Consider the following 25,591-nt stretch of genomic DNA (forward strand, 5'->3'; position numbering starts at 1 on the left):
CGACTAGCCGGTCCGCAGCATGTTGCGCAGCACGTACTGCAGGATGCCGCCGTTGCGGTAGTAGTCGGCCTCGCCCGGGGTGTCGATGCGCACCACGGCGTCGAACTCGACCTTCGACCCGTCCTCCTTGGTGGCGGTGACGTGAACGGTCTTCGGCGTCTTGCCGTTGTTCAGTTCCTCGATCCCGGTGATGTCGAAGACCTCGGTGCCGTCCAGCTTCAGCGACGCCGCCGACTCCCCGGCCGGGAACTGCAGCGGGATCACGCCCATGCCGATCAGGTTCGACCGGTGGATGCGCTCGAAGGACTCGGTGATCACCGCACGCACACCCAGCAGGCTGGTGCCCTTGGCCGCCCAGTCGCGCGACGAGCCGGAGCCGTACTCCTTGCCGCCCAGCACCACCAGCGGAATGTTCTGTGCCGCATAGTTTTGCGCGGCGTCGTAGATGAAGGCTTGCGGTCCGCCATCCTGGGTGAAGTCCCGCGTGTAGCCACCGGACACGTCGTCGAGCAACTGGTTGCGCAACCGGATGTTCGCGAACGTGCCGCGAATCATCACCTCGTGGTTGCCGCGGCGAGACCCGTAGGAGTTGTAGTCCAACTTGCCCACGCCGTTGCTGTCCAGGTACTGCGCGGCAGGGGTGCCCGCCTTGATGTTGCCTGCGGGGCTGATGTGGTCGGTGGTTACCGAATCACCCAGCAGGGCAAGAACTCTGGCCCCGGTTATATCGCTGACCGGCTGCGGTTCAGCGGGCATGCCGTCGAAGTACGGAGGCTTGCGCACGTAGGTCGAGTTGGGGTCCCACTCGAATGTCTTGCCCGACGGCGTTGGCAGGTTCTGCCAGCGCTCGTCGCCCTTGAACACGTCGGCGTAGTTCTTGGTGAACATCTCCTGGTTGATCGCCGAGGCGATGGTGTCGGAGATGTCCTTCGACGACGGCCAGATGTCCTTGAGGAACACGTCGTTGCCGTCGGTGTCCTTGCCCAACGGATCGGTCTCGAAGTCGAAGTCCATCGTGCCGGCCAGCGCGTAGGCGATCACCAGCGGCGGCGAGGCCAGGTAGTTCATCTTCACGTCGGGGGAGATGCGGCCCTCGAAGTTGCGGTTGCCCGAGAGCACCGCGGTGACCGTCAGGTCGTTGTCGTTGATGGCCTTCGAGATCTCCTCGAGCAGCGGACCGCTGTTACCGATGCATGTGGTGCAGCCGTAGCCAACGAGATAGAAGCCCAACTTCTCCAGGTACGGCCAGAGGCCGGCCTTGTCGTAGTAGTCGCTGACGACCTGGGAACCGGGGGCCATCGAGGTCTTGACCCACGGCTTGGCGGTCAGGCCCTTGTCGACGGCGTTCTTGGCCAGCAACGCGGCGCCGAGCATGACCGACGGGTTGGAGGTGTTGGTGCACGAGGTGATCGACGCGATCGCGACCGCGCCGTGGTCGAGCACGAACTCACCGCGCTCCTCGGCCCGGACCTTCACCGGCTTGGTGGGCCGGCCCTCGGCGCCGGCGGCCGCAGAGTGCAGTGGCTCCGAACCGTTGTCGGCGAACGACAGCACCGCCGGGTCGCTGGCCGGGAATGACTCCTCGACGGCCTCGTCCAGCTTGGTCTGCGGGGCGGGGTTGCCGTTTTCGACGTAGTTGTGGATGTCCTTGCGGAACGCCGACTTCGCGTCGGACAGCTCGATGCGGTCCTGCGGGCGCTTGGGCCCGGCGATCGAGGGCACGACGGTGGACAGGTCGAGCTCGAGGTACTCGGAATACTTGGCCTCGTGGTCGGGGTCGTGCCACATGCCCTGCGCCTTGGCGTAGGCCTCGACCAGGGCCAGCTCGTCATCGCTGCGCCCGGTGAGGCGCAGGTAGTCGATGGTGACGTCGTCGATCGGGAAAATGGCTGCAGTGGAACCGAATTCGGGGCTCATGTTGCCCAGGGTGGCGCGGTTGGCCAGCGGCACCTCGGCGACGCCGGTGCCGTAGAACTCGACGAACTTGCCGACAACGCCGTGCTTGCGCAGCATCTCGGTGACGGTGAGGACGACGTCGGTCGCGGTGACGCCGGGCTGGATCTCGCCGCTCAGCTTGAAGCCGACGACCCGGGGGATGAGCATCGAGACCGGCTGGCCCAGCATCGCGGCCTCGGCCTCAATGCCGCCGACACCCCAGCCCAGCACGCCGAGGCCGTTGACCATCGTGGTGTGGCTGTCGGTGCCGACGCAGGTGTCCGGGTAGGCCACCCCGTCGCGGACCATGGTGACGCGCGCCAGGTACTCGATGTTGACCTGGTGAACGATGCCGGTGCCCGGCGGGACGACCTTGAAGTCGTCGAAGGCACCCTGACCCCAGCGCAGGAACTGGTAGCGCTCGCCGTTACGGGAGTACTCGATCTCCACGTTGCGCTCGAAGGCGTCCGCGCTGCCGAACACGTCGATGATCACCGAGTGGTCGATCACCAGCTCGGCCGGGGCCAGCGGATTCACCTGGTCGGGGTTACCGCCGAGGTCGCCGACGGCCTCGCGCATGGTGGCCAGGTCGACGATGCAGGGGACGCCGGTGAAGTCCTGCATGATCACCCGCGCAGGGGTGAACTGGATCTCGACGCTCGGGTCGGCGGAGGGATCCCAGTTCGCGATGGACTCGATGTGGTCCTTCGTGATGTTGGCGCCGTCCTCGGTGCGCAACAGGTTCTCGGCCAGCACCTTGAGGCTGTAGGGAAGTTTCTCGGTGCCGGGAACCGCGTCGAGGCGGTAGATCTCGTAGCTGTTGTCGCCGACCTTCAAGGTGTCGCGCGCCTCGAAAGTGTTCAGGGACGAATTCGACGAATTTTCGCTGCTCACATCAACTCCCGGCGTTGTCCTCGATGCCGACGGGCTGTGTCGACACCGGTCTCCATACTAACAGTACGGTTGTCCTGCTAAGCGGGCGGATCGATATCCGCCACGGCCGCAGGCCATGCTCCAGTCTTGTCTTCTCCGGCGCGTGGTGCCACCCCTGGGGTGGGGCGCGCGGTACCGTTTCCGATCGTGACGATTCCGCACGCGCCGACCTACATCCCGGTGGAGGTGTGCAGCAGTGCCGGGCTTGCCCCGTCGACTCCGATCGACCAGTGCCTGGCCGCGGTCAAGGCGGACGTGGCTGCCGACGGTGTCGCCGCGCCGGCCACCGATGTCGCCGCCCTCCAGAAGGTGGTGGCCTCGGCCAAGGAGCACGGCATCGATCTGAAGGTCGTCGTGATGGACAAGAGTCCGGCGATCGACACGCCGTTGCGCGACATCGCGACCGAGATCGGGCAGGACAGTCCGGGCTCGACGGTGCTCGTCCTCAGCCCCGGGTGGGCAGGGACCTACAGCACCACCTACGACCGCGTCATCCTCGAGGCGGGTCAGGACGTGGCCAAGACGGCCCCCAATCCGGTTGTCGGTACGCAGGCATTTGTCGACCAATTGCAAACCCCCGACTTTCCCTGGATGGGATTAACGATCACGCTTGTGATCGGGGTGGCTGTAGCGGCTGTTTTGACCCGAGTTCTGCAGCTTCGGGCCCGCCGTTCGCAACCTAGCGATACGGTGTCTGATCAGGGAAAATAGCCATCCCTGGCAAATCAATAAGATTACTTTTCGGCAACATCCCGTAAATGACAAACATGTAATTCTTGCCGGAAGTTTCCTCTGCGACAAATGTGACGTACGGTGCAACTGTCGCCATTGTTAATGATGTGACTCATGTGACATCTGTTGCTGGCGTGACTGCACGTGTGAAGCAGAGGAGACCAGGGTCGAATGAGACGTTCCCTTCGCGGCTCTCTTGTCCGGCCGGCCATTCGGATCGCCAAGCCGGTGGGCCCGCTGGCGCTCAGCGTCGCCATGACGTTCACGATGCCCGGACTGGCCCAGGCCGAGCCCGGTGCCGCGCCGAATACGATCGCCGGCCTCATTGCCGATGTGGCCGACGCCAACCAGCGGCTGCAGGACATCGGCGCCAAGGTGCAGGCCGAGCAGGAAAGCGTCAACAAGGCACTCGTCGACGTCCAGACCGCGCGTGACGCCGCTGCCGCGGCCCAGGAGAAGGTCGACGCCAGCGCGCAGGGCGTGAAAGACGCCAACGCCGCAATTGCCGACGCCCAGAAGCGATTCGACACGTTCGCCGCCGCGACCTACATCAACGGTCCGTCCGCGTCGCTGGTCATGGCGACCAACCCCGAGGAGATCCTGTCCACCGCATCGGCCGGGCAGACCCTCGCGGTCAGCTCGCAGCAGGTGATGACCGACCTCCAGCGCGCCCGCACCGAGCAGATCAACTCCGAATCCGCCGCCCGGCTGGCCAAGGAGAGCGCCGACAAGGCCCTCGCCGACGCCGAGGCCAGCCAGCAGTCCGCGGTCGACGCGCTGACCGCGGCCAAGCAGACGTTCACCGACCAGCAGGCCGAGATCAACCGGCTGGCCGCCGAGCGCAAGACCGCCCAGGACAAGCTCGACGCCGCCCGCACTCTGGTTCAGCAGTCGGCGCCCGCGAATTCGCCTGCGGCCGTTCCACAGTCGGCGGCGACCGGCCCGGCGACCCCGGGGGATCGCTGGGACCCGGCCGCCCCCGGTTCGCCGAAAGCGCCGGGCGGGGGAACGATCCCGCCCTACGGCAGCGCCTCCGAATGGGACACCACCCTGCCGATGGTGCCCAGCGCGTTCGTCTCCGGCGACCCGATCCAGATCATCAACGCCGTCCTGCAGATCTCGTCGTCCTCGCTGAACGCAACCAAGCAGATGGGCAAGAGCTTCCTGCAGAAGCTCGGCATCCTGAAGCCCGACGACACCGGAATCACCAACGGCGCCATCCCGTACGTGTACGGCGCGCAGGCCTCCGAATACGTGATCAAACGCGCCATGTCCCAGATGGGCGTGCCGTATTCGTGGGGCGGCGGGACCGCCACCGGCCCCAGCAACGGCATCGACAGCGGCGCCGGAACCGTCGGGTTCGACTGCTCGGGGCTGATCCTCTATGCGTTCGCCGGTGTCGGCATCAAGCTGCCGCACTACTCGGGGTCGCAATACAACATGGGCCGCAAGATCCCGTCGTCGCAGATGCGTCGCGGCGACGTGATCTTCTACGGCCCCGGCGGTAGCCAGCACGTGACCCTCTACCTGGGCCAGGGCCAGATGCTCGAGGCTCCCTACACCGGATCGAACGTCAAGATCTCACCGGTGCGCACCAGCGGCATGACACCGTTCGTCATCCGCTACATCGAATACTGACGAAGGTTTCACCCATGTCTCGCAACACTTCTCGACGGCTCTTCGTCGGGACGATCCTGGCGGCACTCACGCTCGGGTTGGGCATCGCCAGCCCGGCCAATGCCGATCCGGGCGAGTGGGATCCGACGCTGCCCAAGATCCTGAGCGCGGGAGCACCCGGTGATCCGGTCGCGATGGCCAACGCGTCGCTGCAGGTGACCCAGCAGGCCGCTCAGGCGACCATGGACCTGGGCCGCAAGTTCCTGTCCGGTCTGGGCTTCGGCGGCTCCCCGTCGGCGCTGGCCGGCGGGCGGGTCCGCGGACCGCAGGCGATCGAATACGTCATCGCGCGGGGCGCGTCACAGCAGGGCGTGCCGTACTCCTGGGGTGGCGGCGCGATCAACGGGCCCAGTGCCGGCGTGGAGGAAGACGCCGGCAAGGTGGGCTACGACTGCTCGGGATTCACCCGTTACGCCTTCGCCGGCGTCGGGGTGCAGATTCCCAAGTACTCGGGTGACCAGTACAACGCCGGCCGGCACATCCCGCCGTCACAGGCGAAGCGCGGCGATCTGATCTTCTACGGACCCGGCGGGACCCAGCACGTCACCATCTACCTGGGCAACGGCCAGATGCTCGAGGCGTCGTCGGCGGCCGGTCATGTGACCGTCAGCCCGGTCCGCACCGCGGGCATGACGCCGTACCTGACCCGCATCATCGAGACCTGACGCGCTCGCCGGCCGGCTCCGGAATCGACGCGCCAGCGAATGGGGCACGTCGACGGATCTCAGAACGCCTGGAATAGTTGTGGCAGGGCACGGCGTGCCCGCCAAAACCAACAGCTCGTGGAGGAAGTCGATGACGTCACCAGGTGGGTCGCCCGCAGGCCCCGGATCGTTTGCCGGGCCGAGCGGAGCCCCGGCCGCCCCGCCGTCGGGCGGTAACGGTCTGGCCGGCGAGGTGAACACCCTGGAACGGGCGATCTACGAGGTCAAGCGCATCATCGTCGGCCAGGACCAACTGGTCGAGCGGATCCTGGTCGGGCTGCTGGCCAAGGGCCATGTGCTGCTCGAAGGTGTGCCGGGCGTCGCCAAGACCCTGGCGGTCGAGACGTTCGCCAAGGTGGTCGGCGGTACCTTCGCCCGCATCCAGTTCACTCCCGACCTGGTGCCCACCGACATCATCGGTACCCGCATCTACCGCCAGGGCCGGGAAGAATTCGACATCGAACTCGGCCCCGTGGTGGTGAACTTCCTGCTGGCCGACGAGATCAACCGCGCCCCGGCAAAGGTGCAGTCCGCGCTGCTGGAGGTCATGGCCGAGCGCAAGATCTCCATCGGGGGTAAAACCTACGAGTTGCCCAAGCCGTTCCTGGTGATGGCGACCCAGAACCCGATCGAGAACGAGGGTGTCTACCCGCTGCCGGAAGCCCAGCGCGACCGCTTCCTGTTCAAGATCAACGTGGACTACCCGTCGCCGGAAGAAGAGCGCGAGATCATCTACCGGATGGGTGTCACCCCGCCGGAGCCCAAGCAGATCCTCGAGACCGGCGACCTGCTGCGCCTGCAGAACGTCGCGGCCAACAACTTCGTCCACCATGCTCTGGTCGACTATGTGGTCCGGGTCGTCACGGCGACGCGGCGCCCCGAGCAGTTCGGTCTGCCCGACGTCAAGGCCTGGATCGCGTTCGGCGCGTCACCGCGTGCGTCGCTGGGCATCATCGCCGCCGCCCGCGCACTGGCGCTGGTCCGCGGCCGTGACTACGTCATCCCGCAGGACGTCATCGACGTCATCCCCGACGTCCTGCGCCACCGCCTGGTGCTGACCTACGACGCGCTTGCCGATGACATCAAGGCCGAGACGGTGATCAACCGCATCCTGCAAACGGTTGCCCTGCCTCAGGTCAATGCTGTTTCGCAGCAAGGGCATTCGGCGCCGCCGGTGGTTCCCGCCGGGGCGGGTGCCAACGGTCGGTGAGCGAATCCGAAACCGTCCACCCGCCGTCCTTTCAGCGCGGTGAGATCGGTGACGCCAAGCTCTCGGCGGCGCTGCGCACCCTCGAGCTCACGGTCAAGCGCAAGCTCGACGGGGTGCTGCACGGTGACCACCTCGGCTTGATCCCCGGCCCGGGCTCCGAGCCCGGCGAGTCGCGGATGTACCAGCCCGGCGACGATGTGCGCCGGATGGACTGGTCGGTCACCGCCCGCACCACCCACCCGCACGTGCGGCAGATGATCGCCGACCGCGAGCTGGAGACCTGGCTGGTGGTCGACATGTCGGCCAGCCTGGACTTCGGCACCACCGGCTGCGAGAAGCGAGACCTGGCGGTGGCCGCCGCGGCGGCGATCACCTACCTCAACAGCGGCGGCGGCAACCGGATCGGCGCGATCATCGCCAACGGCGACAAGATCACCCGTGTGCCCGCGTTGTCCGGCCGGATGCACGAGCAGACTCTGCTGCGGACGATCGCCACCATGCCGCAGGCCCCGGCCGGGGTGCGTGGCGATCTGGCCGCGGCCATCGATGCGCTGCGCAGGCCCGAACGCCGGCGCGGGATGGCCGTGGTGATCAGCGACTTCCTCGGCCCGATCACCTGGATGCGGCCGCTGCGCGCGATCGCCGCGCGCCACGAGGTACTCGGCATCGAGGTGCTCGACCCGCGTGACGTCGAACTGCCCCCGGTCGGCGATGTGATCCTGCAGGACACCGAGTCCGGGGTCACCCGCGAATTCACCATCGACGAACAGCTGCGCGCCGACTTCGCCCGCGCCGCCGCGGTGCACCGCGAGGAAGTGGCGCGCACCCTTCGCCGCTGCGGCGCGCCGCTGATGACCCTGCGCACCGACCGTGACTGGATCGCCGACATCGTGCGGTTCGTCGCCTCCCGTCGGCGCGGTGCACTGGCGGGCAGCCAATGACCCTGCCGTTGCTCGGGCCGATGACGCTTGGCGGCTTCGAACACCCGTGGTTCTTCTTGTTCCTGCTCGTCATCGCCGGACTGGTCGGGCTCTACGTCGTCGTGCAGTTCGCGCGCCAGAAGCGATTCCTGCGCTTCGCCAACATGGAGCTGCTGGAAAGTGTTGCGCCCAAACGGCCCAACAAGTGGCGGCACCTGTCGGCGATCCTGCTGATCGCCTCGCTGGTGCTGCTGACGATCGCAATGGCCGGACCGACGCACGACGTGCGGATTCCGCGTAACCGCGCGGTGGTGATGTTGACCATCGACGTCTCGCAGTCGATGCGCGCCACCGACGTCGAGCCGAGCCGGCTGGCCGCGGCGCAGGAGGCGGCCAAGCAGTTCGCCGACCAGCTGACCCCGGGCATCAACCTGGGCCTGATCGCCTATGCCGGTACCGCGACCGTGTTGGTGTCACCGACCACCAACCGGGAAGCCACCAAGAACGCCATCGACAAGCTGCAGCTGGCCGACCGCACCGCCACCGGCGAGGCGATCTTCACCTCGCTGCAGGCGATCGCCACCGTCGGCGCCGTCATCGGCGGCGGCGACACCCCGCCGCCGGCGCGCATCGTGCTGATGTCCGACGGCAAGGAAACCGTGCCGTCCAACCCGGACAACCCCAAGGGTGCGTTCACCGCCGCCCGCACGGCCAAGGATCAGGGCGTGCCGATCTCCACGGTGTCGTTCGGCACTCCGTACGGCTACGTGGAGATCAACGATCAGCGCCAGCCGGTCCCGGTGGACGACGACATGCTCAAGAAGATCGCCGAGCTCTCCGGCGGCAACGCCTACACCGCATCGAGCCTGCAGCAGCTCAAGGAGGTCTTCACCTCACTGCAGGATCAGATCGGCTACGAGACCACCAAGGGTGACGCCAGCACCGGATGGTTGCGCCTCGGCGCGTTGGTCCTGGCCCTCGCGGCGCTGGCCGCACTGCTGGTCAACCGACGCCTGCCGGGCTGATTCCGGTGAAATCGCCGTTGGCGGATTTCGGTCCGGCCGACGGCAGGCATTAAGTTGACTCCCATGTCCGAAACCGCTGCCGCAGAATCGGCCGACGCCGCACCGGCCGTCAAACCGCCGTTTGTCTCACGTTCCGTCCTGGTCACCGGTGGAAACCGGGGGATCGGCCTGGCGATCGCGCAGCGGTTGGCCGCTGACGGGCACAAGGTCGCCGTCACCCACCGCGGCTCAGGGGTGCCCGAGGGATTGTTCGGCGTCGAGTGTGACGTCACCGACACCGCGGCCATCGACCGGGCGTTCACCGAAGTCGAGGAGCACCAGGGACCGGTCGAGGTGCTGGTGTCCAACGCGGGCATCTCCAAGGACGCGTTCCTGATGCGGATGACCGAAGAACGCTTCCAAGAGGTCATCAACGCCAACCTCACCGGCGCGTTCCGGGTGACGCAGCGGGCGTCGCGCAGCATGCAGCGCAAGCGTTTTGGCCGGATCATCTACATCGGTTCGGTATCGGGCATGTGGGGGATCGGCAACCAGGCCAACTATGCGGCCGCCAAGGCCGGCTTGATCGGTATGGCCAGGTCGATTTCCCGCGAACTGTCCAAGGCCGGCGTGACCGCCAACGTGGTGGCGCCCGGTTACATCGACACCGAGATGACCCGCGCGCTCGACGAGCGCATCCAGGCAGGCGCGCTGGACTTCATCCCGGCCAAGCGGGTCGGCACCGCCCAGGATGTGGCCGGAGCAGTCAGCTTCCTGGCGTCGGAGGACGCCGGCTACATCGCAGGCGCGGTGATCCCGGTCGACGGCGGCATGGGCATGGGCCACTAAGAGAGAAAAGGACTTTCACATGGCAGAGCTTCTCGAAGGCAAGCGGATCCTCGTCACGGGGATCATCACCGACTCGTCCATCGCATTCCACATCGCCAAGGTGGCGCAGGAAGCCGGCGCCGAACTGGTGCTCACCGGCTTCGACCGGATGAAGCTGATCCAGCGGATCGCCGACCGGCTGCCGAACCCGGCGCCGCTGCTCGAACTCGACGTACAGAACCAGGAGCACCTGGATTCGCTGGCCGGCCGGATCACCGAGGTGATCGGCGAGGGCAACAAGATCGACGGCGTGGTGCACTCCATCGGGTTCATGCCCCAGACCGGCATGGGTATCAACCCGTTCTTCGACGCCCCGTATGAGGACGTCGCCAAGGGTATTCACATCTCGGCCTATTCGTACGCATCGTTGGCCAAAGCTGTTCTGCCGGTGATGAATCCGGGCGGCGGGATCGTCGGCATGGACTTCGACCCCACCCGCGCGATGCCGGCTTACAACTGGATGACGGTCGCCAAGAGCGCACTGGAATCGGTCAACCGGTTCGTCGCCCGCGAGGCGGGCAAGGTCGGTGTGCGATCCAATCTCGTTGCGGCAGGCCCGATCCGCACACTGGCCATGAGCGCCATCGTCGGCGGCGCTCTCGGCGAGGAGGCCGGGGCGCAGATGCAGCTGCTGGAGGAGGGCTGGGATCAGCGCGCCCCGCTCGGCTGGAACATGAAGGACCCGACGCCGGTCGCCAAGACCGTGTGCGCGCTGCTGTCCGACTGGCTGCCCGCCACCACCGGAACCATCATCTTCGCCGACGGCGGCGCCAGCACCCAGCTTCTCTAGCTACGCCATCGTGCCCACCACATTTGATGCGCTGCTGATCCTGTCGTTCGGTGGCCCGGAGGGGCCGGAGCAGGTGATGCCGTTTCTGGAGAACGTCACCCGCGGCCGGGGGATACCGCCGGAGCGGCTGACCGCTGTGGCCGAGCACTACCTGCATTTCGGCGGCGTCTCACCGATCAACGGGATCAATCGCGCCCTGATCGAGGAGATCCGCGCCGAACTCGCCGAGCGCGGTGAACAGCTGCCGGTGTACTTCGGCAACCGAAATTGGCATCCCATGATCGAAGACACCGTTGCCGCAATGGCTTCCGACGGTGTGCGACGAGCCGCGGTGTTCTCCACCTCGGCGTGGGGCGGCTACTCGGGGTGCACGCAGTATCAGGAAGACATCGCCCGAGCCCGCGCGGCGGTTGGCGACGGTGCGCCGGAGCTGGTGAAAATGCGCCAGTTCTTCGACCATCCGCTGCTGGTGGCGATGTTCGCCGACGCGATCGCCGACGCCGCCGCGACGCTGCCCGAGCCGCTGCGGGCCGGCGCCCGGCTGGTATTCACCGCACATTCGATACCGGTGCGGGCCGCCGATCGGTGCGGCCCGGATCTATATGCCCGCCAGGTCCGCTACGCCGCGTCGCTGGTGGCCGCCGCGGCGGGCTACGACGACTTCGACGTGGTCTGGCAATCCCGGTCCGGCCCTCCTCAGGTGCCGTGGCTGGAACCCGATGTGGGAGATCACCTCTCGGTGCTGGCCGAAGCGGGGACCAAGGCCGTGGTGGTCTGCCCGGTGGGTTTCGTCGCCGACCACATCGAGGTGGTGTGGGACCTCGACAGCGAACTGCGCGAGCAGGCCGAGGGCCTCGGCGTCGCGTTGGCGCGGGCCTCGACGCCCAATGCTCAGCGCCGGTTCGCGAAGCTGGTACTCGACCTCGTCGACGAAGTGCGTGACGGCGGCGAACCCGCAAAAGTGGCTGGAGCTCAACCGGTTCCAGGCTACGGCTGCAGCGTGAACGGCGCGTTCTGCACGCCCGACTGTGAAGTCAGTGCCAGGCCGAGTGCAGGATCGAGGTGACCGCGGCGATCCGCGCGGACCGCACGAGCGCCGACAGTGGTCGCAGCGCGTCGTTGGCGATCTGAGCCTCCGACGAGCTCTGCGTGCCGATCGGCATGAGTCCTGAACTGACCGTGATGATCGCGTCGACGTGCGCGGCGTTCTCGAGCACCCGCAGCGCCCGCGTCGGAGCGTGGTCGGGGGCGCGGTGGAGGCGACCGGTCTCCAGCACCTGCTCGACAAGACCGCGCGGATCATCGATACCGCCTGCGGCGCCGAGTTCCAGCGCACCGAGCGCCTCGGCGGCCGACCGGACCGCCGACCGCAGACCGTATTCCGCCTCGCCGAGGTCGAGGTGATCCACGACGGGGCGCGACGGCAGTGAGTACACCGTCCAGGACAGCGAGCACAGTTCGGGATGCCGATCGCAGTCCGGCAGTTCATCCTCGGTGTCGTCGTACTCGAAATCGGGGACCATGCCGATGGTGTCGCCGAACGGACTGGTGACGATGATCGCCTCGCCGGCGGACAGGGCGTCGCGCTGGAACTGGGTGCCCGCCGCCAGGCCGCGGACATCGCCGGGCACCGGCAGTGCCACGCTGATCGCGGGCGGCCCGGCGTCGAGCGCGCGACCGGCGACCGTGCGCAGCGTCTGCAGTAGCGACACCGCACCCGCGTCGTCGACATCAGGCCACGGCAGGCCGGTATGGCCGGCCGCCACCGAATCGTAGGCGATCACCGAATGCGTTGGCGCCCAGGCTGATAGCGCGTCAAGGACGTCGTCGGGTGCGGCCTTGCCGGCGAGCCAGGCATTGGCCCAGACGGAGAGCGAAACACTAGGGCACCACATGATGCTCGCAGTGTAGTGGTTCGGCACCGAACCGGCTTTCCGCAACCGCGGGATCGGCATCCGCGTACCCTGGCACTATGCCCGCGGCGCTGATCTGGCTCGTGTTCGCGCTGGGCCTTGCCGGTGCCGAAGCACTGACCGGCGACATGTTCCTGCTGATGCTCTCCGGCGGTGCACTGGCCGCCGCCGGCTCCAGCTGGCTGCTCGACTGGCCGGTCTGGGCGGACGGCGCGGTTTTCCTGGTGGTCTCGGTCGTACTTCTGGCCCTGGTTCGTCCGGCGCTACGACGAAAGTTCACTGCCGGGAAGGGCCTGCCCGAACCGGTCAAGGCGCTGGAAGGCAAGAGCGCGCTGGTGCTCGACCGGGTTTCCCGCCATGAAGGTCAGGTGAAACTCGACGGCGAAATCTGGACGGCGCGGCCGTTCAACGACAACGATGTCTACGAGCCGGGCGACCACGTCACTGTCATGCACATCGACGGTGCCACCGCGGTCGTCTGGCGCAACGAGTAAGGAGAACTCGTCATGGACGGTGCCATAGCCGGTCTGGTTCTGCTCGCGGTGCTGGTGGTGTTCGCCATCATCGTCGTCGCCAAGTCGGTCGCCCTGATCCCGCAGGCCGAGGCGGCCGTCATCGAGCGGCTGGGGCGCTACAGCAAGACGGTCTCAGGGCAGCTCACGTTGCTGATCCCGTTCATCGACAAGGTTCGCGCCCGTGTCGATCTGCGCGAGCGGGTGGTGTCCTTCCCGCCGCAACCGGTGATCACCGAGGACAACCTGACCGTCAACATCGACACCGTCGTGTACTTCCAGGTCACCAACCCGCAGGCGGCGGTGTACCAGATCAGCAACTACATCGTCGGCGTCGAGCAGCTGACCACCACGACGCTGCGCAACGTCGTCGGCGGCATGACCCTCGAGCAGACGCTGACATCACGTGACCAGATCAACGGGCAGCTCCGCGGGGTGCTCGACGAAGCCACCGGACGCTGGGGCCTTCGGGTGGCGCGGGTCGAACTGCGCAGCATCGACCCGCCGCCGTCCATCCAGGACTCGATGGAGAAGCAGATGCGCGCCGATCGCGAGAAGCGCGCCATGATCCTCACCGCGGAAGGCAGCCGGGAGGCGTCGATCAAGCAGGCCGAGGGTCAGAAGCAGGCTCAGATCCTGGCGGCCGAAGGCGCCAAGCAGGCCGCGATCCTGGCCGCCGAGGCTGAGCGGCAGTCCCGGATCCTGCGGGCCCAGGGTGAGCGGGCGGCGTCGTACCTACAGGCGCAGGGCCAGGCCAAGGCGATCGAGAAAACGTTCGCCGCGATCAAGGCAGGCCGCCCCACCCCGGAGATGCTGGCCTACCAATATCTGCAGACGCTGCCGCAGATGGCCAAGGGCGAGGCCAACAAGGTGTGGCTGGTGCCCAGCGACTTCGGCTCGGCGCTGCAGGGTTTCACCAAGATGCTCGGCGCACCCGGAGAGGACGGGGTGTTCCGGTACACGCCGTCGCCGGTTGACGACCATCCGGTCAAGTCTGACGAGGAGGACGCAGCCGAGGTCGCCGACTGGTTCGACACGCAGACCGACCCGGCGATCGCCCAGGCGGTGGCGAAGGCCGAGGCCGAAGCTCGCGCGACCGTGCCCCCGGTGGGCGCCGCGCCGATTCCGCCGCCGACGCAGATCGGCGCACCGCCGGTGTCGTATCCGCCGCTGTCCGAGCAGCAGGCGCCGCCGGCTGACCCGCAGTATGCGCCACGGCACGGCTCCGAACCGCAGTAGCTCGAAGCCCGCCGCTGTCAGTTTGCTGTGACTCTGGCCGGGTCACACCTGGGTGACTGGCACCCCAACGTCGTTTGCTGATATTCAGAAGTGCCCACGTCTGATGGGAGATGTGATGTCGCTTCAGGTGAACATCGGTGAGGTTGCGGCCTCGGCTGCCGCGGTGGTCGGACACGGCGAGGACGTCGCCACCAAGCATGCGGCGGCTGCAGCCCGTATTGATGCCGCGTTGACTGGCTGGCACGGCGCTTCGGCAGTCGCCATGAGTGCCCTCTCCGACCAATGGCTGTCGACTACGGCGGCGCTGTGCGACAGGCTGAGCGATCACGCTCAGGGGCTGCACGCCAGTGCTGAGGGATTTGTGGAGATGGAACAGCGACACAGCGAGACGTTGGCGGCACCGGGGGAGGCCGCGAACGCACGCACTCGGCAGGCCGGGGGTTAGCCGCCGGTGGCGCTGACCGTTGCCGACATCGAGCGCTGGAACGCCGACGACGTGCGTGAGGTGTTCCACGCCGCGAGCAGTCGGGCGCAGGCCAGTTTCGACGCCGCGCACGGTCTGGCGAGCTTGCCGGCGTTTCAGACTTGGGGTGGCCACGCCGCTGAGGCGGCGAGCGGCGCGATCGGTGAAACCCGCAAAGATCTTGACGCCCATGGCAACGAGGCGTCGGTGGTGGCCGATGCGGCGCGTAGCGCCGCGGACAACATCGAGCGCATCAAGTCCGAGCTGGCGAGCCTGAAAGCCGATGCTGAGTCTCTGGACATGGAGATCGACCCGATCTCCGACACGGTGCTGCCGGGTCCGAAGGTTCGCAACCCGGTCGAGGTTGAACTGAAAGAGGCGCAGCTGCAACCCCGCCTGGACAAGATCGTGGCCGAGGCCAACCTGGTCGACATGGCGCTGGCGAATGCCATCAACATGGCAGCAGGAAAGACCGCGATCCCGAGTAATTCCCCGGAGGCCAGCCTGAGTAGTCCGCCGCGCTCGCTCAGCGACATGTTGCTACCTACCTCCTCGCAGGGTGCCGAGCCGGCTGGAGAGAACGGCAACCATTGGGTCCCGTCAAAGACGGACCTGCTGATCGGAGGCGCCGGTGCCATCGCGGGCGGAACGGCCGACGGAGTACGTCAGACGGCGCTGAACTTGATCAACGAATCCCCCGGCACCGGTCCTGGCAAGGCCGACCCAGGGCTGCTGAAGTGGCTCGAGGACATGAAGATCGGTGGCGTCGAACTGCGGGGAATCTCGCGCGTTGGGGGAGTCGTGGGTGCGGTCACCGCGGTACCCGCCGTGATGTCGGATATCCACGACGGCAACTCCGTACCCGAGGCGGTCACCCGCGAGGCGGCAGGCACCGGTGCCGCGCTTGTCTTCGGTGGGGCCGCCGGCACTCTTGCCGCCGACGCGGCTGCCGGTGCGGCGATCGGGTCGGTCATCCCTGGAGCAGGGACAGCGGTGGGCCTGGTGGCCGGCGCTGTCGTCGGCGGGTTCTTCGCGCTGGGCGCGTCCAAGGCGGTCGAGGCGCTGTGGGAGTGATCAGCAGGGTGTTTGCCGCTTCATGGAGCGCGATTTCTGGTGGCGACAATGCGATTCGATGAGTTCGTTGTTGAGCGAGCCATCTCGGTGGTCCCAGTCGATCAATCTCCGGGTTGCGAGGTTCAAGTGACGCTGCCTCCGGGCTGGGACCCCTATGACTCTGCTCCAGGAGTAGCTCTATGGGTATGTCGCAGCGACCCGCTTGCCAATGAGTTTTGCGCCAATGCAGTGCTTACCATGCATCGCGTCGAGGCCGTGCTTGATTGCGGCGAGGTGTTCGCGATGTTGGCTGACCAGCAATTGCAGTCGGTACCGGGATGTCGCGAACGAAGCCGACAGCTCACGGCGGCGGAGGAGGGGTCTGGTGTCGCAGGCACACTAGCGATGGAATTCGCTCACCAATTCGGACCCCTCGACAGCATCTGCCGGTCTCGAATCGCGGCGATGGAACCGGAAACGTTGATCGTGCAGCTCACCACGAGCGTGCTAAGGGATTCGCCGGTTGTCCGTGAACCCATTCAGTTGACTGTCCGTACCGATGTGCAGGCAATGGAAGCGGAGGCAAACCATGGCAGCCGGTAGTGAGAAGAATCGGCGCTGGCCAGGCGTGCTTCGGTTCTCCCTTGGCATCGCATTCGTACTCGTGGCCGTGCTGGCATTTCTGAAGGGGTTGGCCTGGTACTGGGCTGTCATGTGCTTTTGCGGAGCGAGTTTCGGTGTCGTGGGCAAGCGCCGCATAATGCGTGCGGGTGTCACTCGAACGCCCGACGACATCGTCTGCCGGTACGTTCCTTGGTATGAGGCAAGCGCCTATCTGTTGAACTTCGCGCTTCCGTTGATGGGAATCGCCGGCATCTATGCGGGGTATGTGCCTGGCAACCCAGTTTGGCTACGGTTCGCCGGCATACTCCTTCTCCTCGCGACGCTTCTCATGATGTACGCCACTTTCCGCATGTGGAACAGATGCTCGCTCCGCTTTACGCCGTCGACGTTGACCATCAGGGTTGCCGACCCCAAAATCCGTCCCGGCGAGCTCACGCGGGATCAGGTCGAGGCCATCACGCCCAAGTGGATCGCGAACTCGGTCAGCGGAGCCAAGGCTTTGCAGGTCGAGATCGCCTACCGCCCCGAGGATTCGCCTACCGATGCGCCCAAGACGGTGATGCTGGGCCTGCAACTGACCGTCGAGCCGATCAACCTGTACGGCGCTGTCGTGGCGTGGCACGACGGCGCCAATGCTGACCGGAACGAACTGTTGGATCGAATCGAACAAATACTTCGCGGTCGGTCAACTGCGGTGGCGCACACCTAGCACTCGGCAGCAGTCACCGCGCACTATTCGACGTGCGCCCTCCGATGGGTCCGGACCTCGTAGACCAGGCCCGCGATACCGACGGCCGCGGTGCACACCGACACCAATACCAGCAGCGGGCTGACGTTTCCGGTGAGGGCATCGCCGAGGAAGACCACGGCGGTGGTGCCGGGGATCAGACCGGCCAGCGTCGCCCACAGGTACGGCATCACCCGCACGGCCGATGCGCCGGCGGCGTAGTTGAGCACCGAGAACGGTACGGCGGGGATCATCCGCAAAGAGAAGATCGCCTGCCAGCCGCGAGCGCGCAGCCGGGCGTCGACGGTCGCGAGAGCCGGATGGCTGACCAGCTTGCTGAACTGCCAGCCCAGCGCGCGCACCAGCAGCAGTGCGAGCAGCGCGCTGAGCGCACTGGCCACCACCGCGATCCCCACCCCCAACGCGGGACCGAACAGCAGGCCCGCGGCCAGCGTGAACGCGGTGCGCGGGAACGGGAAGACGGTCACGACGATGTGGGCCGCGAAAAAAGCCAACGGAAACCAGATTCCGAGAGACGTTGCCCAGTCCCGCAGCTGCACGGCGGTCGGCAACGGCACCAGCAACACGACTGCGATGAGGATCACAGCGGCGACGGCAGTGGCGATGAGGCGCGTCCGGGAAATCTGGCGCGCCGTGGAGATCATCGCTGAGCGCACACTGCGCCACGTGCTGCGGACCTTCGATGTCACGTTCACCAAGGTTACGGCCCTTCCGCGCGAACGCCCCGCGGTGCGACGCCGGTTACCGGCGGGTAGCCATAGTCGGCCACGTCACGGCTCGAGTGATCATTTAGCCTGATGGTCTGATGGCTGGTCCCGCGACGGGCTGCCCCATGCTGCGACAACAGGAGTTGCCGGTGTCAGTAGAGGTTGAGGAAGGCCGCGCCCGCTGGCGCACCGGGGTAGCCGGCGTGCTGGCCAAGAGCAGCCGCAAAGACCCGGCGGATCTGCCCGCCGAGCCCGAAAGGCTGCTGGACTCAGCCACTTACGAGGGCTTCTCGATCCGGCCTCTCTACACCGCACTCGACGCGCTGCCCGAATCGCCGCTGCCCGGCACCTGGCCGTTCGTCCGCGGCGGCGACGCCCATCGTGACGTCATCGCGGGCTGGAAAGTCGCCGAGATATTTGGAGCCTCCGGCCAGGTTGCCGACGGCAACGCCGCGGTGCTGGGTGCGCTCGGTGACGGGGTCAGTGCGCTGGTGCTGCGCGTCGGCGACACCGGCGTCGCGCCCGCCGACCTGGACCGGCTCCTGGAGGGGGTGTTCCTCGAGCTGGCGCCGGTGATCCTGGACGCCGGGGCGCAGTTCGCCGCCGCCGCCGAGGCGGTGCTGACCCTGATCGCCGGCGCTGACGGCGCCCAGCGCGCCACGATGTCGATCGACCTTGGTGCCGACCCGCTCACCGCGACGCTCAGCGGTGCAAGCGGACCGGGCCTCGATGAGGTCACCAGCGTCGCCGCGAACCTGGCAGGTAGCACGGGCGTGCGCGCGATCACCGTCGACGGACCGGCGTTCCACAACCGCGGCGCGAACGCCGCATGGGAACTCGCGGGCGCGCTGGGGGCCGCAGTTGAGTACGTGCGGGCCCTGGCCGACGCCGGCGTCGAGGTCTCCGATGCGCTGCGCCAGATCAGCTTCCGGCTGGTCGCCGACGACGACCAGTTCCTCACGATCGCGAAATTCCGTGCGGCCCGCCAACTCTGGGCCCGGATCGCCGATGTGCTCGGCCACCCCGACAGTGGGGCCGCCACCGTCCATGCGGTCACCTCGCTGCCGATGATGACTCAGCGCGACCCGTGGGTGAACATGCTCCGCACCACGCTGGCGGCCTTCGGCGCCGGGGTCGGGGGAGCGGACACCGTGACGGTGCTGCCGTTCGACGTCGCGATCCCCAGCGGTTTCCCCGGGATCAGCGCCGGTTTCGCCCGCCGCATTGCCCGCAACACCCAGCTGCTGCTGCTGGAGGAGTCGCATGTCGGGCGGGTGCTCGATCCGGCAGGCGGTTCCTGGTACGTCGAGGACCTCACCGAAAATCTTGCCGCCCAAGCCTGGTCGCACTTCCAGGACATCGAGTCCCGGGGCGGATTCGGCGCGGCCGTCGATCACGTCGCCGAGCAGATCGAGCAGGTGCGGGCACGCCGAGCCGACGACATCGCCCACCGCCGCACCTCGGTCACCGGGGTCAACGAATTCCCGAACCTCGCCGAACCGCCGCTGCCGCACTACAACTCGTCAGACACCGTGCGGCGCTACGCCGCCGGGTTCGAGGAGTTGCGGGACCGCTCCGACGCCTTCCTCGAGCGCACCGGCGCGCGTCCGCAGGTGTTGTTGTTGCCGCTGGGCCCGCTGGCCGAGAACAACATCCGCGCGACGTTCGCCGCCAACCTGCTGGCCTCCGGCGGGATCGAGACCGTCAACCCCGGCACCGTCGACGCCGCGACCGTTGCCGCTGCCGTCGCCGACAGTGGTGCCACGGTCGCGGTGCTCTGTGGCACCGACGCGCGCTACGGAACCGACGTCTCGGATGTGGTGGCGGCCGCGCGGGGCGCGGGCCTGACTCAGATCTACCTGGCCGGCCCGGAGAAGGCCGTCGCGGATGCGGCGTCCAAACCCGACGGCTATCTGACCGCGAAAATCGATGCGGTCGAAGCTCTTTCGTCCCTGCTCACCCGATTGGGGGCCTGATATGACCACGTCAACCACGGGCACAGTACCCAGCTTCGCCGACGTGCCGCTGCACGGTGACCGGCCCGCACCGGCGCCAACCGAGGCCGCCGTCGACGACCATGTGGCCGCCGCCGCGTCGGCGCACGGCTACACCGCCGAGCAGCTGGAGTGGCAGACCCCGGAAGGCATCGCCGTCAAGCCGGTCTACGTCGGAGCCGACCGCGACGCCGTCGTCGCGGCGGGATACCCGTTGGACAGCTTCCCCGGGGAACCGCCGTTCATCCGCGGGCCATACCCGACCATGTACGTCAACCAGCCCTGGACCATCCGGCAGTACGCCGGATTCTCCACTGCCGCAGAATCGAATGCCTTCTACCGGCGCAACCTGGCCGCCGGTCAGAAAGGTCTGTCGGTGGCCTTCGACCTGGCCACTCACCGCGGCTACGACTCCGACCATCCCCGTGTCGCCGGTGACGTCGGGATGGCCGGGGTGGCGATCGACTCGATCCTCGACATGCGCCAGTTGTTCGACGGCATCGACCTGTCCGCGGTGAGCGTGTCGATGACCATGAACGGCGCGGTGCTGCCGATCCTGGCGCTCTATGTGGTGGCCGCCGAAGAACAGGGGGTGTCGCCGGAGAAGCTGGCCGGGACCATTCAGAACGACATCCTCAAAGAGTTCATGGTCCGCAACACCTACATCTATCCGCCGAAGCCGTCGATGCGGATCATCTCCGACATCTTCGCCTACACCAGCGCCAAGATGCCGAAGTTCAACTCCATCTCGATCTCGGGCTATCACATCCAAGAAGCCGGGGCCACAGCCGATCTCGAGCTGGCCTACACCCTGGCCGACGGTGTGGAGTACCTCAAGGCCGGCCGCGACGCCGGGCTGGACGTCGACAAGTTCGCGCCGCGCCTGTCGTTTTTCTGGGGCATCGGGATGAACTTCTTCATGGAGGTCGCCAAGCTGCGGGCGGGTCGGCTGCTGTGGAGTGAGCTGGTCGCCGAGTTCGGCGCCAAGAACCCCAAATCGCTGTCGCTGCGCACGCATTCGCAGACCTCTGGTTGGTCGCTGACCGCCCAGGACGTGTTCAACAACGTTGCGCGGACCTGCATCGAGGCGATGGCGGCGACCCAGGGTCACACCCAGTCGCTGCACACCAACGCCCTCGACGAGGCGCTGGCGCTGCCCACCGACTTCTCGGCGCGGATCGCGCGCAACACCCAGCTGCTGCTGCAGCAGGAGTCGGGCACCACCAGGCCCATCGACCCGTGGGCCGGCTCCTACTACGTGGAGTGGTTGACCCACCAGCTGGCCGAGAAGGCCCGCGCGCACATCGCCGAGGTGGCCGAGCACGGCGGCATGGCGCAGGCGATCAACGAGGGCATCCCGAAGTTGCGCATCGAGGAGGCCGCCGCGCGGACCCAGGCGCGCATCGACTCCGGTGCCCAGCCGCTGATCGGGGTGAACAAGTACCAGGTCGACGAGGACCAGGACATCGAGGTCCTCAAGGTCGAGAACAGCCGGGTGCGCGCCGAGCAGATCGCCAAGCTGGCGCAGTTGCGCAGTGAGCGGGATGAGCACGCGACGCAATCCGCGCTGGACGACCTGTCCCGCGCCGCGGCCGCCTCCGGACCTGCCGGTGACGACGGCTTGGGCAACAACCTGATGGTCCTGGCGATCAACGCCGCCCGCGCCAAGGCCACCCTCGGCGAGATCTCCGACGCCCTGGAGAAGGTGTACGGCCGGCATCAGGCCGAGATCCGCACCATCGCCGGGGTGTACCGCGACGAGGTCGGGAAGGCCCAGAACGTGAGCACCGCAACCGAATTGGTGGAGAAGTTCGCCGAGGCCGACGGCCGGCGGCCGCGCATCCTGGTCGCCAAGATGGGCCAGGACGGCCACGACCGCGGCCAGAAGGTCATCGCCACGGCGTTCGCCGACATCGGCTTCGATGTCGACGTCGGCTCGCTGTTCTCCACCCCGGAGGAAGTCGCGCGCCAGGCCGCCGACAACGACGTGCACGTGGTCGGGGTGTCGTCGCTGGCCGCCGGCCACCTGACGTTGGTGCCTGCGCTGCGCGATGCACTGGCCGAGGTGGGGCGACCCGACATCATGGTGGTCGTCGGTGGTGTCATCCCGCCCGGCGACTTCGACGAGCTCTATGCCGCTGGCGCCACGGCGATCTTCCCGCCGGGCACGGTGATCGCCGACGCCGCGGTCGATCTACTCCACAAGCTCGCCGATCGGCTCGGCTACAGCCTGTCCTGATGCCCGACATCCCCGGACTGGCCGAGGCGATCCGCGGCGGCGATCGCGCGGCGCTGTCTCGGGCCATCACGCTGGTCGAGTCGACCCGCGCCGATCACCGCGACCAGGCCCAGCAGCTGCTCCTCGAGCTGATGCCCGACGCGGGAAAGGCTCTTCACGTCGGGATCACCGGCGTCCCCGGGGTGGGCAAGTCGACCACCATCGAGGCGCTGGGGATGTACCTCATCGAGCTGGGGCACCGGGTCGCGGTGCTGGCCGTCGACCCGTCGTCCACTCGCACCGGCGGCTCGATTCTGGGCGACAAGACGCGCATGGCCAGGCTCGCCGTGCACCCCGACGCTTACATCCGGCCGTCGCCGACCTCGGGAACGTTGGGCGGTGTGGCAAAGGCGACGCGGGAGACGATGGTGCTCGCCGAGGCCGCCGGGTTCGACGTGATCCTGGTGGAGACGGTCGGCGTCGGGCAGTCCGAGGTGGCCGTCGCCAACATGGTCGACACCTTTGTCTTCCTCACCCTGGCCCGCACCGGCGATCAGCTGCAGGGCATCAAGAAAGGTGTGCTGGAACTCGCCGACATCGTCGTGGTCAACAAGGCCGACGGGAAACACGCGACCGAGGCCAAGGCGGCGGCACGAGAGCTGACCGCCGCGATACGGTTGATCTATCCTCGTGAAACACTCTGGCGCCCACCGGTTTTGACGATGAGCGCGGTGGAGGGTACCGGTCTGCGGGAGATGTGGGACACGGTGTGCCGGCACCGCGACGTGTTGACGAAGGCGGGCGAGTTCGACGCCCGCAGGCGCGCGCAGCAGGTGGACTGGACGTGGTCGATGGTGCGCGATGCGGTCTTGGACCGGGTGCTGAACCATCCGGCTGTCCGGGCGCAACGCGGCGAGATCGAACGGCAGGTGCGCGACGGTGAGCTGACCGCCGCGCTGGCCGCGCAGCGAATCCTCGACGCCGCGGATCAGTCAAACTGACGCCCCGCGCGTCAAGCTAACGAAATGGCAACAATTTGTTACAGGTGTGCTTAGACCGATTAAATTCTCAGCTGTGACTCAGGCGACTCTCGGATACGACGCGCTGCCCCACGGGCTGCAGGGCGCCGCGGATCCGCACTTCGCCTGTGCGTTGCGCAATTTCTCGGCGATGTTCCCGCATCCCCGGTTCGGGGGCGGCGCGCTGGCGGTCTACCTCGACGGGCAGCCGGTGGTCGACGTCTGGACCGGCTGGTCGGATCGGCGCGGACGGCAGCGCTGGTCTGCCGATACCGGCGCGATGGTGTTCTCGGCGACCAAGGGCGTGGCCTCGACCGTCATCCATCGGCTCGTGGACCGCGGCCTGATCGACTACGACGCACCGGTGTCCGAGTACTGGCCGGAGTTCGGCGCCAACGGCAAGGCCGCCATCACCGTGCGCGACATGATGCAGCACCGAGCCGGTCTGGCACATCTGCGGGGGGTGCGCAGGCGCGACCTGCTCGACCACGTGGTGATGGAGGAGCGCATCGCAGCGGCTCCGGTCGGCCGCAACTTCGGCAAACCCGCATACCACGCGCTCACCTACGGCTGGCTGCTGTCGGGGCTGGCACGTGCGGTCACCGGGATCGGGATGCGGGAGCTGATCCGCACCGAGGTGGCCGCGCCGCTCGACACCGACGGGATTCACCTGGGCCGGCCGCCGGCGGACGCGCCGACGAAAGCGGCCTCGATCATCGGGCCGCAGATGAACATCCCGAACCCGTTCTTCAACAGCCTCGCGCCCAGGATCGCGGCCTTCGAGCTGTCGGCCATCTTCGGCTCCATGTACTTCCCCGGCATGCGATCGACGGTCCAGGGCGCCATGCCGTTGCTGGACAGCGAGTTGCCCGCGGCCAACGGCGTCGCCACGGCACGCGGCCTGGCCCGCATGTACGGCGCCATCGCCAATGGCGGCGAGATCGACGGCAAGCGCTACCTGTCCGCCGAATTGGTGGCAGGCCTGACCGGTCGGCGCAATCTGACCCCGGACCGCAATTTGATCCTGCCGCTGGCATTCCACCTCGGCTATCACGCGCTACCCATTCCGGGGGTGCTGCCCGGCTTCGGCCATGTCGGCCTCGGCGGGTCGCTCGGCTGGGCGATTCCGGAGGCAGGGCTGTCGTTCAGCTTCGTGCACAACCGGCTGCTGACCCCGTTCGTGCTGGCAGACCAGGCCGGCTTCGTCACCACCGCGGCGCTGATCCGACGCGGCGCCGCCTCGGCTCGCAAGCACGGCTTCGCGCCGGTCGCCGAGTTCGGGGCCCGGTTCCCGCGGCCCGTATCGGGAGTCGTGGCGGGTTAGGTCCGCGTCACATCACCGTTCTGAGCCCTTGCTGGGGAACCCCGATGTTCGGGAAGTTGCCTGGTCGGAGCGTTCCGCGACGCCGGCGCCGGCCTCGCCAAACGTCCCTCGCCGGGGCGCCAGCTAACTTTCACAGGGACTTCACAAGACGCCCTTAAACGGGTGATAAATGTCACGGGGTGCCACGTGAACCGCGCTATGAATCCCTTTCCGGGAAAAGTTCGCCAAATATCTGCGAATAGCCGGTCATTTATCCAGAACCGTTTGCTGCCTCACGCTGTGAAATATCAGTGAACCGGGAATCGATAGCTTTACCCGCAAGTAAATGTGGCCTGAATCACGTTTCCCTGGTTTCTGATATCGAAATCTCAGCCTACTCTCAGGTTAGTAGCCATCTCCTGTGTGGCTGAACGATAGCAGCAGGCCAGGGGGTTTTCTGATGCTGAGGCGGGGTAGCGGAAACTCTCAGGGATGGCACGCTAACACGCAGGTGCGGCGCGCGGTCCGGTACGACTTGGGGCATTATCGAATGGTGGCCGGCAAGCAATTCGGAACCGCCATCGGAGCTTTTCCGCAGACGTGATATCCCAAATTTGCTATAACGCCGCCGATGCCGAATTGTGGCCGAATTGCGATAGTAAACACCCTGCAACTTCGCACTTGCCCCCCAGAACACTGTTGTCGGCAGTGTTCAGCGGTTTGCCCAGATGGCGGAAAGTTTGCAAAACTGCAGGTAGAGAAGATTTTTAGAATCTCTCGATAAAGCGCTGCAGCGGTCTTGTCAGGCCCTGTGCGGTAAACGGCAGCAATCAGATATGCGCCGGGCCAGCCAACCCCTAAGGGCCAAAGGTCACTTTGTCCAAACCCTAATCAAAAACTCGAAACATTTGTCGCGCACTTAACGAAAAACAGCTAGGCTACCGAGGACATTGGCAACTTTGACGTGGCGCGCGGAGCTACAAGGTCGGGTTGGGTTGCTTTGGC

The 25,591-nt window shown here is 66.9% G+C and carries 22 protein-coding genes; 19 read left to right on the forward strand and 3 right to left on the reverse strand.

Translation table 11 applies throughout. The features are described from left to right. Positions 1-3 precede the first annotated feature (3 nt). Positions 4-2,829, reverse strand: a complete 2,826-nt coding sequence (gene acnA, locus G6N32_RS12085) for an aconitate hydratase AcnA (RefSeq protein ID WP_115319803.1) — start codon at positions 2,827-2,829, stop codon at positions 4-6. Positions 2,830-3,015: 186 nt separating this feature from the next. On the opposite strand from acnA, the gene G6N32_RS12090 reads away from it, so the two are divergent. The 9 genes from G6N32_RS12090 (at position 3,016) to G6N32_RS12130 (ending at position 11,859) form a co-directional block, all read left to right on the forward strand. Next, positions 3,016-3,579 (forward strand): Rv1476 family membrane protein, encoded by a 564-nt coding sequence (locus tag G6N32_RS12090; protein ID WP_115321112.1) that lies wholly within the window; start codon positions 3,016-3,018, stop codon positions 3,577-3,579. Between the two features lie 192 nt (positions 3,580-3,771). Further along, positions 3,772-5,238: an NlpC/P60 family peptidoglycan endopeptidase RipA gene (gene ripA / locus G6N32_RS12095; RefSeq protein ID WP_115319804.1), complete on the forward strand. Its 1,467-nt coding sequence runs from the start codon at positions 3,772-3,774 to the stop codon at positions 5,236-5,238. Between the two features lie 14 nt (positions 5,239-5,252). After that, on the forward strand, positions 5,253-5,942 hold the full coding sequence (gene ripB, locus G6N32_RS12100; protein WP_115319805.1) for an NlpC/P60 family peptidoglycan endopeptidase RipB: 690 nt from the start codon (positions 5,253-5,255) through the stop codon (positions 5,940-5,942). 130 nt (positions 5,943-6,072) lie between these two features. Further along, entirely contained in the window at positions 6,073-7,191 is a 1,119-nt protein-coding gene (gene moxR1 / locus G6N32_RS12105; RefSeq protein ID WP_115321113.1) for a chaperone MoxR1, read from the forward strand. Beyond that, positions 7,188-8,132: a DUF58 domain-containing protein gene (locus tag G6N32_RS12110; RefSeq protein WP_115319806.1), complete on the forward strand. Its 945-nt coding sequence runs from the start codon at positions 7,188-7,190 to the stop codon at positions 8,130-8,132. Before moxR1 ends, G6N32_RS12110 begins: the two co-directional genes overlap by 4 nt. After that, positions 8,129-9,136: a VWA domain-containing protein gene (locus G6N32_RS12115; protein ID WP_102807737.1), complete on the forward strand. Its 1,008-nt coding sequence runs from the start codon at positions 8,129-8,131 to the stop codon at positions 9,134-9,136. Before G6N32_RS12110 ends, G6N32_RS12115 begins: the two co-directional genes overlap by 4 nt. A 63-nt stretch (positions 9,137-9,199) precedes the next feature. Further along, entirely contained in the window at positions 9,200-9,964 is a 765-nt protein-coding gene (gene fabG1 / locus G6N32_RS12120) for a 3-oxoacyl-ACP reductase FabG1 (protein WP_115319807.1), read from the forward strand. 19 nt (positions 9,965-9,983) lie between these two features. Continuing rightward, complete coding sequence (inhA, locus tag G6N32_RS12125) at positions 9,984-10,793, forward strand: NADH-dependent enoyl-ACP reductase InhA (RefSeq protein WP_115319808.1); 810 nt, start codon at positions 9,984-9,986, stop codon at positions 10,791-10,793. 10 nt (positions 10,794-10,803) lie between these two features. Further along, entirely contained in the window at positions 10,804-11,859 is a 1,056-nt protein-coding gene (locus G6N32_RS12130; RefSeq protein WP_115319809.1) for a ferrochelatase, read from the forward strand. Here G6N32_RS12130 and G6N32_RS12135 read toward each other — a convergent pair. Next, entirely contained in the window at positions 11,828-12,688 is an 861-nt protein-coding gene (locus G6N32_RS12135; protein WP_115321114.1) for an Rv1486c family protein, read from the reverse strand. The genes G6N32_RS12130 and G6N32_RS12135 overlap by 32 nt on opposite strands. Positions 12,689-12,765: 77 nt before the next feature. Between G6N32_RS12135 and G6N32_RS12140 the strand changes: the two genes are divergently transcribed. From G6N32_RS12140 to G6N32_RS12170, 6 genes are all read left to right on the forward strand, one after another. Then, positions 12,766-13,200, forward strand: a complete 435-nt coding sequence (locus G6N32_RS12140; protein WP_115319810.1) for an NfeD family protein — start codon at positions 12,766-12,768, stop codon at positions 13,198-13,200. Positions 13,201-13,212: 12 nt separating this feature from the next. Continuing rightward, complete coding sequence (locus G6N32_RS12145; protein ID WP_115319811.1) at positions 13,213-14,457, forward strand: SPFH domain-containing protein; 1,245 nt, start codon at positions 13,213-13,215, stop codon at positions 14,455-14,457. 115 nt (positions 14,458-14,572) lie between these two features. Continuing rightward, the gene (locus tag G6N32_RS12150; RefSeq protein WP_163789242.1) at positions 14,573-14,902 is read left to right on the forward strand and encodes a WXG100 family type VII secretion target; all 330 of its coding nucleotides are present in this window, start codon (positions 14,573-14,575) and stop codon (positions 14,900-14,902) included. 6 nt (positions 14,903-14,908) lie between these two features. Further along, the gene (locus tag G6N32_RS28820) at positions 14,909-15,994 is read left to right on the forward strand and encodes an Rv0964c family protein (RefSeq protein ID WP_232077614.1); all 1,086 of its coding nucleotides are present in this window, start codon (positions 14,909-14,911) and stop codon (positions 15,992-15,994) included. Positions 15,995-16,231: 237 nt separating this feature from the next. Further along, positions 16,232-16,576 (forward strand): hypothetical protein, encoded by a 345-nt coding sequence (locus G6N32_RS12165; protein WP_232077615.1) that lies wholly within the window; start codon positions 16,232-16,234, stop codon positions 16,574-16,576. 61 nt (positions 16,577-16,637) lie between these two features. Next, a complete protein-coding gene (locus G6N32_RS12170; RefSeq protein ID WP_232077616.1) occupies positions 16,638-17,306 on the forward strand; it encodes a hypothetical protein in 669 nt (222 codons plus the stop codon). Positions 17,307-17,329: 23 nt separating this feature from the next. Here the strand turns inward: G6N32_RS12170 and G6N32_RS12175 are convergent, their stop codons facing one another. Continuing rightward, positions 17,330-17,989: a TVP38/TMEM64 family protein gene (locus G6N32_RS12175; RefSeq protein WP_115319815.1), complete on the reverse strand. Its 660-nt coding sequence runs from the start codon at positions 17,987-17,989 to the stop codon at positions 17,330-17,332. Between the two features lie 188 nt (positions 17,990-18,177). Between G6N32_RS12175 and mutA the strand changes: the two genes are divergently transcribed. From mutA to lipL, 4 genes are all read left to right on the forward strand, one after another. Beyond that, positions 18,178-20,028, forward strand: coding sequence for a methylmalonyl-CoA mutase small subunit (mutA, locus tag G6N32_RS12180; RefSeq protein WP_115319816.1), 1,851 nt, complete (start codon positions 18,178-18,180; stop codon positions 20,026-20,028). Between the two features lies 1 nt (position 20,029). Then, complete coding sequence (gene scpA, locus G6N32_RS12185; RefSeq protein ID WP_115319817.1) at positions 20,030-22,285, forward strand: methylmalonyl-CoA mutase; 2,256 nt, start codon at positions 20,030-20,032, stop codon at positions 22,283-22,285. Next, a complete protein-coding gene (gene meaB, locus G6N32_RS12190) occupies positions 22,285-23,265 on the forward strand; it encodes a methylmalonyl Co-A mutase-associated GTPase MeaB (protein WP_115319818.1) in 981 nt (326 codons plus the stop codon). The genes scpA and meaB overlap by 1 nt, the downstream gene beginning before the upstream one ends. A 73-nt stretch (positions 23,266-23,338) precedes the next feature. Further along, positions 23,339-24,607 carry an esterase/beta-lactamase LipL gene (gene lipL, locus G6N32_RS12195; RefSeq protein ID WP_197935832.1) on the forward strand — a complete coding sequence of 423 codons (1,269 nt, stop codon included), beginning with the start codon at positions 23,339-23,341 and terminating at the stop codon, positions 24,605-24,607. Positions 24,608-25,591 lie beyond the last annotated feature (984 nt).

The sequence above is a fragment of the Mycolicibacterium aichiense genome (assembly GCF_010726245.1).
GTDB lineage: Bacteria > Actinomycetota > Actinomycetes > Mycobacteriales > Mycobacteriaceae > Mycobacterium > Mycobacterium aichiense.